Annotated in this window: 10 protein-coding genes and 1 pseudogene; 5 read left to right on the top strand and 6 right to left on the bottom strand. The window is 39.2% G+C overall.

Annotation, left to right across the window (positions count from 1 at the left end):
- The 3 genes and pseudogenes from L654_RS0102620 to L654_RS0102610 form a co-directional block, all read left to right on the top strand.
- A pseudogene (locus L654_RS0102620) lies at positions 1-1215 on the top strand (hypothetical protein); the annotation flags it as partial.
- A gap of 62 nt (positions 1216-1277) precedes the next feature.
- On the top strand, positions 1278-2369 hold the full coding sequence (locus L654_RS0102615; RefSeq protein WP_024607186.1) for a hypothetical protein: 1092 nt from the start codon (positions 1278-1280) through the stop codon (positions 2367-2369).
- A gap of 9 nt (positions 2370-2378) precedes the next feature.
- Positions 2379-4259, top strand: coding sequence for a hypothetical protein (locus L654_RS0102610; RefSeq protein ID WP_024607185.1), 1881 nt, complete (start codon positions 2379-2381; stop codon positions 4257-4259).
- A gap of 78 nt (positions 4260-4337) precedes the next feature.
- Here the strand turns inward: L654_RS0102610 and L654_RS0102605 are convergent, their stop codons facing one another.
- Together L654_RS0102605 and L654_RS0102600 are read right to left on the bottom strand one after the other, a co-directional pair.
- A complete protein-coding gene (locus tag L654_RS0102605) occupies positions 4338-4979 on the bottom strand; it encodes a CPBP family intramembrane glutamic endopeptidase (RefSeq protein WP_024607184.1) in 642 nt (213 codons plus the stop codon).
- A 90-nt stretch (positions 4980-5069) separates the two neighbouring features.
- Positions 5070-5645 carry an inner membrane-spanning protein YciB gene (locus L654_RS0102600; RefSeq protein ID WP_024607183.1) on the bottom strand — a complete coding sequence of 192 codons (576 nt, stop codon included), beginning with the start codon at positions 5643-5645 and terminating at the stop codon, positions 5070-5072.
- 191 nt (positions 5646-5836) lie between these two features.
- On the opposite strand from L654_RS0102600, the gene L654_RS0102595 reads away from it, so the two are divergent.
- Both L654_RS0102595 and L654_RS0102590 read left to right on the top strand, forming a co-directional pair.
- Positions 5837-6106 carry an HU family DNA-binding protein gene (locus L654_RS0102595; RefSeq protein ID WP_007375441.1) on the top strand — a complete coding sequence of 90 codons (270 nt, stop codon included), beginning with the start codon at positions 5837-5839 and terminating at the stop codon, positions 6104-6106.
- Positions 6107-6405: 299 nt separating this feature from the next.
- Positions 6406-6984, top strand: coding sequence for a type 1 glutamine amidotransferase domain-containing protein (locus tag L654_RS0102590; protein ID WP_007582489.1), 579 nt, complete (start codon positions 6406-6408; stop codon positions 6982-6984).
- Between the two features lie 106 nt (positions 6985-7090).
- Here L654_RS0102590 and trpA read toward each other — a convergent pair whose 3' ends face one another.
- From trpA to trpD, 4 genes are all read right to left on the bottom strand, one after another.
- Positions 7091-7912, bottom strand: a complete 822-nt coding sequence (gene trpA / locus L654_RS0102585) for a tryptophan synthase subunit alpha (protein WP_024607182.1) — start codon at positions 7910-7912, stop codon at positions 7091-7093.
- Positions 7909-9093, bottom strand: a complete 1185-nt coding sequence (gene trpB / locus L654_RS0102580) for a tryptophan synthase subunit beta (protein WP_024607181.1) — start codon at positions 9091-9093, stop codon at positions 7909-7911. The genes trpA and trpB overlap by 4 nt, the downstream gene beginning before the upstream one ends.
- Before the next feature lie 7 nt (positions 9094-9100).
- Positions 9101-10465, bottom strand: coding sequence for a bifunctional indole-3-glycerol-phosphate synthase TrpC/phosphoribosylanthranilate isomerase TrpF (trpCF, locus tag L654_RS0102575; RefSeq protein ID WP_024607180.1), 1365 nt, complete (start codon positions 10463-10465; stop codon positions 9101-9103).
- Positions 10458-11171, bottom strand: a 714-nt coding sequence (gene trpD / locus L654_RS0102570) for an anthranilate phosphoribosyltransferase (RefSeq protein WP_024607179.1), incomplete at its 5' end; no start/stop codon positions are given. The genes trpCF and trpD, both read right to left, overlap by 8 nt.

Below are 11171 nucleotides of genomic sequence, written 5' to 3'. Positions count from 1 at the left end.
GCAGACACAGCTGAAGCGGCTTCTACTAGCGCACTTGCTAACGCAGAAGGTGCAATGGTAGATACAGCTGCAAACGCAACTGAAGCTCTTGAGCTTGCAATGACTGCTGTTACTGCTGCGTCTGATTTTGCTGCTGCTGTAGATGCACTTGAAATTGCTATTGCACAAGCACTTGTTGCTGCGAATGAATACTTAGCTCTTGAAGGCGAAGGCGCACAAGCAATGATTGATGCGCTTACAGCTATGCAAACAGCTGCTGTAGCTCAAGGTGAACTAGCTAGCGAGCAATTTGTAACAGCTTATAATCTACAGCTTGCTGCTGAAACTGCAGTTGCAAAACTTGAAGTACTAACTTCTGTTAAAGCTACATCAGAGTCATTATCGACTATGACTGTGCTTACAGGCACTGGTGCTGATGCAGTTGCTGATGCAGCAGATATTCTTGCAGACGTAATTGATGAATTAGCTGAAATGGGTAATAACTCAGGTACAGGCACATCAACTCGCAATGCTGATTGGGACTATGCTTACAGCTTAGATGATCTTACGCTAATGCTTAGCAATGCTACTACAGGTGAGATGATTAATGCAGCGGCTTCTTATGAAGGCGACAAGCTTGTTGTTGCTTGGGGTGCTACATTAAAAGGTGAGAATGACGTATCTGTTGAACTTGTTACTGCTGATACACAAACACTAGCACTTACAGATTGTGTTGATTTCGCAGCAGGTACAATTGATGCTACTCAAATCGATTCATGTTTAGTATTTACTTTTGATGGCGCAGTAACTGCTGACAATGTAGATGATGCAGAAATCATAATGACTGAAACGGCTAACCATGTTGAAATCATGGATGGTGATTCTGGCTTCACTGGTATGTTAAGTATTACAGCTGATGATGCAACAGATTCAGGCTCTATTACATTAGAGGGTGTTTCTGGTGATGTAGACTTTAAAGTAATGACTACATACCTTGACAGCGACATGGAAGAAGCAAGTGCTTTAGATATTACAGTAAATAATGCAATGGGTTATACATTGTCTATTACTGATAATGAAAGTGCAGGTTACACTGGTGACGTTATGGCTATGTACAATGAGATGATGATGTCTTTTGGTACTGCAGCTAAAACAACAAACGGTCTTTCAATTACTTACATTGATGGTGACGTAGTTGATTACACTGATGTTGATTTAATTGATTCATCTAAGTAATATTTAAACTATAAAAGGGGAAAGCAGCGCTTTTCCCTTTTTTTATAGAAAGCGATTAAATTATGAAAAAAAAAATTCTCTTGTTAGGATTTTCAACAGCTTTTATTTCTCCTCTTGCTTCCGCAGATAACCAATTTCAAATTTTTACCCACTTTGACGCAGAAATTTATACAGAAGCACAACCAGTACAAGCCTTTGTAGATGATTTTGATGCTCCATTAAAATCGGGTGACAGTGCATTCACCTATAATATATTTGAAGTAGGTGTTGGCTACGGTAATTTTAAGGTAGGTTTACAAAGTCGTTACGACTATGTTCTTAACTTTGATCCTGATACAGCCAAATATACTCATACCGAAAAAAATGATCTAGAGTTTGAAGATAGATTTTATACATATTACCTTGATGCTAAACAAGCAACGTCTAACGGTGTCTTTGTATCTTATGATTTTAAATTTTTAGATAAAAATGCATTAACAATAACACCTAAACTTTCTGTTTTTGCCAGCTCACACTATCAAGATGCCACTGTAAATGGTGAAATTTATAGTGATGAAGTTGAAGGCGCTGTAACTGTCGATTACAACTTTTCAAAAGACATATTATTTAAAAAGTTTTCACCGTCACAAAAGCCTGAAGGGCTTGGCTATAGCCTAGATATTTTTGCTGATTGGCAAGTAAATGATGAGCTTCAAGTTGGTTTTAGCGTAAAAGATTTACTCTATAAAACAGAGTACGAAGACAGCGGCTCTGTAAAAGGTCAAACTACTGAAATTCCATTTAGCGAAGATGACAACGGCGATATTATTACTCAGCCAACAGTTTCATTAAAAACATCTGCATTTGGAAATACGGTATCTCATGATTTAGAAATGGAAATGCGACTACAAGCATTTGCCGATTACAGAATAAACGACCGATTTTCGACTCAGTTAACTTTAAAACGTTACGACAAAGACACGTTCAGCCAATTAAAAGGCCGTATACACTTTTGGGATCATTGGAAAGTACAGGCAGGCTACGAGACAAAAAGTGAAGCATTTTTAGTTGGTATAGAAAACGAGTATTTTGGTCTTAATTTACAAACTGATAGCCTAGATTTAGATAAAGCCTATTATGCTAATGTGAATTGGTACGTGAACATTAAGTTTTAAGGAATGAAGATGTTAAAACAAATTATACCCTTAGGGGTAGCTATTGCATTGGTAGGTTGTGGTTCTTCATCAGACAGTGACAGTTCAGAATCTGTTGCAGTGAGTGAAATTGCTACATCTTCTTCTGTGAGTTTTTATGTATCTAATTGGCAATCACCACAGGGCACGCTTAATGTTTTAGATAGCGACGGGGTGGTGCAAGAATCAATTGAAGTTGAAAACATCAATACTGCGAGTGTAAGTGTAACTCCACTTACTTTTAATAGTTTTGAGTTTATACCGAGTGAGACTGCTCTACCTTGTCCTCGCTTTACAGGTTGTGGCAGAACAGTCCGTGGTGATGTAAATGACTTAAACGCAAACCGTTTAATAGACTACCAAGAATTGACAGCCGTTACTCTTAATTACAAAGCAGATGCATTTAGTGCACCGGGTGTAAATACGGTTTATTTATCGCCATTGAGTAAAGCAATTACAGATGAAGGCTTTAGTGCTACGCAAGCTAGTTTATCAGCCACGCCTTTTTATCATTTAACGCACAGCAATTTAAATGCAAGTGTTGAAGCAGAAATGGTTACTAATGCATTTACTTACGCGGCAATTTTAGCTGGTGTTGCTGATAGTTCGTTTAGTGTTGAAAGTGCTTTTAATGCATTTACTAACTTAGAGACTGACCAACAGGCATGGCAAGATTATAGCGATTTAGCAGCGCAGTATGTTACAGATAACTTATTTAGCGACCAAGGTAATGCTTTGCTGCAAAATGTAGCTGGTCAAGTTAAGCAAACGATTGCAAGTGTAACTACATTTACAAATTGGCAGGCTCGCTCAACAGAAGTTCAAAGCTTAGATTCAAGAGAGTTACTTGTTGATACACGAAATATTATAGGTGCAGCAAGACTTCAAGAAAAAAGCTATTCAGATGAATTAGACGTAAAATTTGCTGAGCTTGAAAGTGCGTTTGATGATGACACACAAAGAACCCTTGATGCACTTACTAATGCTTTAAACGAAGTTATTACAAATTATTCACCACTAGCTGATGGCTCTACACCATCAGGACAATATAAACTTCGTGACTTAGATATTGATTACAGCCAATCACCTTATACTTGGGCTATAACTGGCACATATGATGATTTACCTATAACAATTGATTTATCAATTCCAACATTTAGAGTAAGTGGTGTATTAGGTAATAAAATTGAAGGTGTAATGAGCGCAACGATCACAAATGGTGCTACGGTATTAAGTGTAGATGTAAGTGAGTTGCTAATTCAGTTTGATGGTATAGATGCTCAAAGTGAATTAAATCCAGAAGCCGACACAGGTATTACACAGGTAACTACCAATGTAATTATCAATAAAGCCGCTGGTAAACTTGAAGGTGACTTATCACTAAACTTAAATCGCTTTGTTAATTCATTAGGTGAAGAGTCTACGACGTTATCTACTTTTGATTTTAATGGTGATTACGTAAGTGACATTCAAAACACTGCATTTCATATCACTGCAGTAGAGGCTTCGCCTTTTATTGGTGAAGATAATGACGATTTAGCATTTACTTTTGAATTAGATTTTCCGTTGAGTGGTGCAAGCGATTTTAAGTTTGCTTACGTGGGCGATGTTGAAAATTTATCAGAACTTACCTCTACAGATATATTTGTTAGCATAAAAAACCGTGCGTTAGATTTACGTATTCGTGATGTTAGTGGCAACATTAATCTAATAGCGAAAGGCGAAAATGGACGTTGGTTAGATGTAAAGCAAAAGGGCCGTAATTACAGTGGCGGTTTATATTTTGGTGATACTAAACTAGCTGATGTTACTGCAGTACGTGGTATTCCTGGTGTTTTATTTCCAAATGGTGAGTTTGAATCGTTATTTTAACCATTAGTTAAGTGGTTTTAGAAATATTCAAAATCCGATATTAGTTTTCTAGTATCGGATTTTTTAATGCTTGTTATATTAGTTAAATGCGCCTGAATCAAGGTAGCTGCCGATCCCGAGTGTAAACATCCATATCCCCCATAAACTATGCTCAATAACACACACGACGGTTGAGCGGCTTTGTGCATAGGTATAAGCAAACAGTAAGCCACCTAAAAATGCTAAGGCTACTGCAATCCAATTTGCATACACAATATGAGCCAATGCAAATACACTCGCACTAACTATAATACGCACTGCTTTTTTGGGCATGATGCGTTTATAACGATGAAAAAAATACGTTCTGAATATTAACTCTTGAGGAATAACCGACAGTATTGGGTAGAGCAACAACAGTAAAAGCCAATCATTAAACGAGTTGCGGGGAAGGGTAAACCAGTTGCCCTGATGAATAATCCCGTAAAACATACCCGAGAACAGCGCACCTAAAAAAAAGAAGCTAAACAAACGCTTTTTAACAGCAGAAAATTGCCCAAGGCTTGTGAGTCTAAACCGTTTAAAATGGGGATCGCCCAGTAGCAACATACAACACACACTCATAAGTATAATAAGCGCAGGAATAAGCCAGTTAGCTAAATGCTCGCGTAATCCAAAACCCAACAAGGGCAGCAATATAAAAATGAGGGTAAATTCAAACCAGCGGTATTGATTAGCGTTCAAGGTCGTCTCAACTTGCTTTTTTTAATAAGCTAACAAGCTAAGACGACACTTTTATGACGAGATTAGTAATCTACAAAGTGATCTATAAAATTATTTTGCAGGTTCTTCTTCACTAGGGAGGTATTTGTACAAGGCAATAATAGTGGCAAAAATACTCACAAAGGTAATACCCATTAAACCAAACACTTTAAAATTAACCCAAAAGTCGAGCGAGAAATTATATGCAATATAAATGTTTAGTGCTGCGATGCCAGCAGTTAAAGCAACCCACATTAGGTTAAGCTTATCCCATAATGGTTCTGGGACTACAATGGCTTGTTTTGTATCATTAGCATTTTCGAGTATTGAACTAAGCGCTTTTTTAACGAGATTTTTTTTAAGTACATAACGGCTAACAAGTAACGTTAAACTTAAACCTGCGTATATCAGCGTTGCTTTCCATTTAATGTATTGCTCATCATGAAGTACCAGCGTTAACGTGCCAAACACGGCAGCAATGCCAAAAAATATCCACTGACGAGTAGGCACAGAGCCATGTTTAAAGTAGCTATAAGCAACTTGAATGAGCGTAGTGGCCATTAATAAACCGGTAGCCCAGTAAATATCGACTAGCTTAAAAACTGCAAAAAACAGTATGAGTGGGATGTATTCAATTAATGCGTGCATAGCTTACCTAAATTATACAAAAAAGAGTCAAAGGCTTTTTACCACATAAAGCTTAGCAACTACAAGGTTGACTTGTTGCCCTGTAACCCTTAGCCTGCGTGGCTTTATTGCCAATTTGGTTTGGTATTTTTTATATCATCATATTCCCACGCTTAACCAACACTGATTTGGCGTGTATTTAGGAGCCTAAAATGAATAAAGCAGAACTCGTTGCTGCCATTGCACACAAAAGTGAATTAACAAAAAAAGATTCTCAAGCGGCACTTTCAAGCTTGCAAAAAGTAATTACTAAATCACTTTCTGAAGGTGATCAGGTTCAAATTAATGGCTTTGGTACGTTTGCACTAAGTTATTACCCAGCGCGCACTGGGCGTAACCCGCAAACAGGCGCAGCAATTGAAATAGAAGGCGCTAATAAAGCGGTTTTTAAACCGGCTAAGGCGTTAAAAGATCTGCTTTAAATTTATTTAAGGTTTTAAACCCCGTATTGATAGATAAGTTACATGAGCGCGAAGTAAATTCGCACCTACGGGTATATGTTGTAGGTGAGGTTTTATACCTCGCGTTTGGTGGCTTTAAATTATATGAGCTGGAAATAAATTCGCACCTATGTAGATTATTCATAATCTCTAAATGATTTACATGGCATTATAAATCCCACTTACATTAAATCCTTTATTTTCAATTACTTGTTATCGGCATGCATTATGCTGTTTAACTGTGTGTTTCGAATATATTTTTCAAGAAAAAGGAGATCTCAATGAGTACATTACAAACAAGCACACGTTTACAAGGCAAAAAAATTGCAATTTTAGCCACTGATGGGTTTGAGCAAAGTGAGCTTTTATCTCCACGCAGCGCATTACTTGATGCCGGTGCAAACATCGAAATAGTATCAATTAAAGAAGGCCAAATTACGGGCTGGGATGAAGATAAGTGGGGCGATAAAGTAACAGTAGATAAACTAGTTACAAACGCAGACCCCGCTGATTATGACGCGCTTATGCTTCCTGGTGGTTTATTTAACCCAGACAGTTTACGCCAAGATAAAGATGCTAAAGCCTTTATTGATGGCTTTTTTGGAGCAGAAAAAAACAAACCCGTTGCTGCTATTTGCCATGCGCCGTGGCTGTTAGCTGAAATTAATAAACTGCGTGACCGTACTATTACCTCTTTTCCAAGTATTAAAAGCGATTTAATTAATGCAGGTGCCAATTGGGTTGACCAAGAAGTATGTGTAGATAAAGGCTTAGTAACAAGCCGTAGCCCAGCCGATTTAGAAGCATTTAATGCTAAATTTATTGAAGAGATTTTAGAGGGTAAACACCAAGCTCACTAATTTTTTTAAAACGTTTGGATATTGCTATAGCGTTTGATTTTTAAAAAACAAAAAAGGGCATTTTAAATGCCCTTTTTTAATGCGTATAAAACACGCCTTAGTTAGCTTAAAGTGATGTCGCTGCTTTCATATCAGCTACAAATGCTTTTAGCTGAGCGGTCATTGTTGGTAAATCATTAAGGTTAGCTTCAATAATTTTAACCACAGCAGAGCCTGAAATAGCACCGGCTGCTCCTGCATTAAGAGCCGCTTTTATATCATCTGGCGTTGAAATACCAAACCCTAAAAGAGCAGGCGCTGCATGGTATTCTTTTAATTTAGTAACAATATTACCAGCAGGCATTTGTGCCTTAGTATCGGTACCGGTAACACCTGCGCGCGATAGTAAATACGTGTAACCACGACCGTAAGAGGCGCACTGGCGAAGTGTGTCGTCATCCGCATTTGGTGTTGCAATAAAAATTGGGTCTACGCCGTTATCCATTGCTGACTTTCTAAATATTTTAGATTCATGCAGAGGCACATCAGCCACTAAAATTGAGTCTACGCCTACTGCTTTTGCATCTTTATAAAATGCTTCTATACCGCGTTTAAACACAAGGTTTGAATACAATAATAAGCCAATTGGAATGTCGGCATTATACTCACGTATTTCTCTAATAATATCAAAGCAATCTTGTGTGTTAATGTGCACATCGAGGGCGCGAATATTAGCTTTTTGAATTACTGGACCATCTGCAATTGGGTCCGAAAACGGAATACCAAGCTCAAGCGCATCTGCTCCGCCGTCAATTAGGCTTTTAATAATCGCAACACTTTGCTCTTTACCTGGGTCGCCAATTGTTACAAACGGTACAAACGCACCTTGTTTTTGCTCGTTAAGCGCTGCAAACATTTTGCCGTAACGATCCGTTTTTACTTGGCTCATAGCTGACCTCTTTCAGTTAGTACATTGTGAACGTGTGCTAAATCTTTATCGCCACGACCACTTAAATTAATCACTATAACACTTTCCTCGGTTAGCTCCTCTGCGTACTTAAGGGCATAAGCTAATGCATGGCTTGATTCAAGTGCCGGAATAATCCCTTCATTGTTAGCAAGCGACTGAAACGCATCAAGCGCTTCTGTATCGGTAATACCCACGTATTGAGCGCGACCAGTTTCGTGTAAAAATGCATGCTGAGGACCAACAGCTGGGTAATCAAGACCCGCTGATACAGAGTAAGACTCTTCAATTTGGCCATCGTCATTTTGCATAATGTACGTATAAGTACCGTGTAATATGCCTTTTGTGCCTTTACAAATTGTTGCACCGTGCTCATTTGTATCAAGACCTTTACCAGCAGGCTCAACCCCAATTAATTTAACGCCTGGCTCGTCAATAAAGTCGGTAAACATACCAATCGCGTTTGAACCACCACCAACACAGGCAATAACTGCGTCAGGTAAACGACCTTCTGCTTTAAGTACTTGTTGCTTAGCTTCTTCACCAATAATTTTTTGATACTCGCGTACAATTGTTGGGAATGGGTGAGGACCCGCAGCTGTACCTAGTAGGTAGTGCGCGTCTTGATAATTAGCTGACCAGTCACGCAGCGCTTCATTTACTGCATCTTTTAATGTGCCAGAACCTGCTGTTACCGGAATAACCTCTGCGCCCATTAACTTCATTCTAAATACGTTAGGTTGCTGACGTTCAACGTCTTTTGCGCCCATATAAATACGACATTTTAAACCCAGTAATGCACACGCTAGCGCTGTTGCAACGCCGTGTTGACCGGCACCTGTTTCAGCAATAACTTGTTTTTTACCCATACGCTTAGTAAGTAACGCCTGACCAAGTACTTGGTTCGTTTTATGTGCGCCGCCGTGTAATAAGTCTTCGCGCTTGAGATACAGTTTTACTTTTGGGTTTTTAACTAAATTGCGCGTTAAAGTAAGTGGGGTAGGACGACCCGCATACTCGTTTAATAATTTACTTAGCTCTGCCTGAAACTCAGGATCTTTTTGTGCTTTGTTAAATTCATTTTCTAACTGCTTAAGCGCAGGGACAAGTAACTCAGGTACAAACATACCGCCAAACTCGCCAAAATAAGCTGGATTTTGCATTTTAACCTCAATAATTTCTGATGCTTGTGAAAGCATTATGTAATTTGTTAGGGCACTTTTTACCCGCAGATTCTTCAACGCCTGAGTTTAAATCAAGGCCTAAGGCACCTTTAAAAAGCGCATCTTTAATATTGTCTGGATTTAAGCCTCCAGCGAGCATAAATTGTGTAGTTGCGCCGCTAAGCACCGACCAATCAAATGCTTTACCAGTACCGCCAGCTTGTGTATCACTGTGCGTATCGTAAAGGTGTCGATCAACCCCATTTACAGGCGTTGGCAATGCATCTTTTATTGCCTGTGCTTTCCAAATTTCGCAATTAGTTGGTAACTGTGTACGCAAGTCAGCAATGTAATCGTCACTTTCTTGGCCATGTAATTGAACTGCCGCCAATTTTAGCACACTTGCGTATTGAGCAACTTGCTCAATGGGGGCATCTACAAATACACCAACAAAATTAAGTGGTGCGCTTTGGCTCAGCTCTCTTGCACAATCTAAATCGACATAGCGAGGCGATTTAGGATGAAAAATTAAACCACCATAAACAGCACCGTTTTGATATGCCGCTTGTGCATCTTGGCTACGTGTTAAACCACATACTTTATTGTCACCTAAAATAACACGGCGACATGCTTGCTCTAAATCACGCTCGCCCATAAGTGAGCTGCCAATTAAAAAGCCATCGCATAATGGAGCTAAACGTTTTACGTCTTGATGGGTGTAAATACCCGATTCCGAAATAACCACTTTATCAGCCGGAATAAGCTTTCGTAGTTTTTCAGTAGTGGCTAAATCGGTGCTTAAATCGCGTAAATCACGGTTATTAATACCAATAATTTGTGCATCAAGCGCAAGTGCACGGTGTACTTCTTCTTCATTACTTACTTCGGTTAACACCGACATATTAAGTGAATCGGCAACAGTATGCAGTGCTTTATAGCTTTCGTCATCGAGTACCGAAAGCATCAGTAATATAGCGTCACCACCATAAATACGTGCCATGTACACTTGGTACTCATCTATAAAAAAGTCTTTACAGATAAGCGGTTGTTCTACTTGGCTGCGCACAAATTCGAGGTAGTCAAAGCTACCTTGAAAATATTTAGCATCAGTTAACACACTCATGCAGGTAGCATATTTTTTATAAACTGAGGTAATTTCAGTTAAATCAAATGGGTTTCTAATTAACCCTTTTGAAGGCGATGCTTTTTTACACTCTAAAATAAACTGAGTGCCAGGTGCTGCAAGTGCTTTATAAAAGCTACGGCTTGTAGGCACTGCAAGATGCTTAAAGCTTTCAAGCGGACGTGCAGCTTTTCTTTCAATTAGTTCTAATTTTTTATCAGCAACAATTTTGTCTAATACATTAGCCATTACTTACCTCAATAATTGCACTTAGTGTGTTCATGGCTTGCCCTGAACTTAATAATGTTTGTACTTGTTTTGCCCCTTCTTTTAACGTTTCTGCTTTACCTGTTAGGTATAAAAGGGCAGCTACGTTAACCACAATAGCAGCATTATGTGCATCTGTGCCTTTGCCTTGCAAGATGGCGAGGCTGGCATTTGCGTTGTATTGTGGGCCTTCACCAGCGAGTTGTTCAAGTGAATAGTTTGCAAGGTCGAAGTCGCTTGGGTTTAGTGTGTACTGCGTAATCTCGCTATTATTTAGCTCAACTACCGTTGTTGGGCCGTGTAGGGCTATTTCGTCAGTGCCCGAGCCGTGAACAATCATAGCGCGCTTTGTGCCAAGGGTTTTAAGTGTTTGTGCCATTGGCATACACAACGCTTCGTTATACACGCCGAGTAATTGCACTTCAGGTGCTGCAGGGTTAGCAAGTGGACCTAAAATATTAAAAATAGTGCGTGTTTTAAGCGATGTTCGTACGCCCATCGCATGGCGTACGCCACTGTGATAGTGCGGTGCAAACAAAAAGGTAAAATTGGTTTGCTCAAGGCATTTTGCTGCTTGCTCTGGGCTCATATCTATATTAATGCCCAGGGCTTTGAGTAAATCGGCTGAGCCTGAATTACTCGATACACTGCGATTACCATGTTTTACCATGTTAATACCAGCAGCAGC

It is taken from the genome of Pseudoalteromonas sp. TAB23 (assembly GCF_000498075.1).
Classification (GTDB): domain Bacteria; phylum Pseudomonadota; class Gammaproteobacteria; order Enterobacterales; family Alteromonadaceae; genus Pseudoalteromonas; species Pseudoalteromonas arctica.
This window is presented reverse-complemented; position numbering and strand designations above follow the sequence as displayed.

Coding starts and splice junctions, on each gene's coding strand:
- L654_RS0102600 (WP_024607183.1), bottom strand. CDS start 5,645: ATGCACGCATTAATTGAATACATCCCACTCATACTGTTTTTTGCAGTT.
- L654_RS0102610 (WP_024607185.1), top strand. CDS start 2,379: ATGTTAAAACAAATTATACCCTTAGGGGTAGCTATTGCATTGGTAGGT.
- L654_RS0102615 (WP_024607186.1), top strand. CDS start 1,278: ATGAAAAAAAAAATTCTCTTGTTAGGATTTTCAACAGCTTTTATTTCT.
- L654_RS0102595 (WP_007375441.1), top strand. CDS start 5,837: ATGAATAAAGCAGAACTCGTTGCTGCCATTGCACACAAAAGTGAATTA.
- L654_RS0102590 (WP_007582489.1), top strand. CDS start 6,406: ATGAGTACATTACAAACAAGCACACGTTTACAAGGCAAAAAAATTGCA.
- trpB (WP_024607181.1), bottom strand. CDS start 9,093: ATGCAAAATCCAGCTTATTTTGGCGAGTTTGGCGGTATGTTTGTACCT.
- trpA (WP_024607182.1), bottom strand. CDS start 7,912: ATGAGCCAAGTAAAAACGGATCGTTACGGCAAAATGTTTGCAGCGCTT.
- trpCF (WP_024607180.1), bottom strand. CDS start 10,465: ATGGCTAATGTATTAGACAAAATTGTTGCTGATAAAAAATTAGAACTA.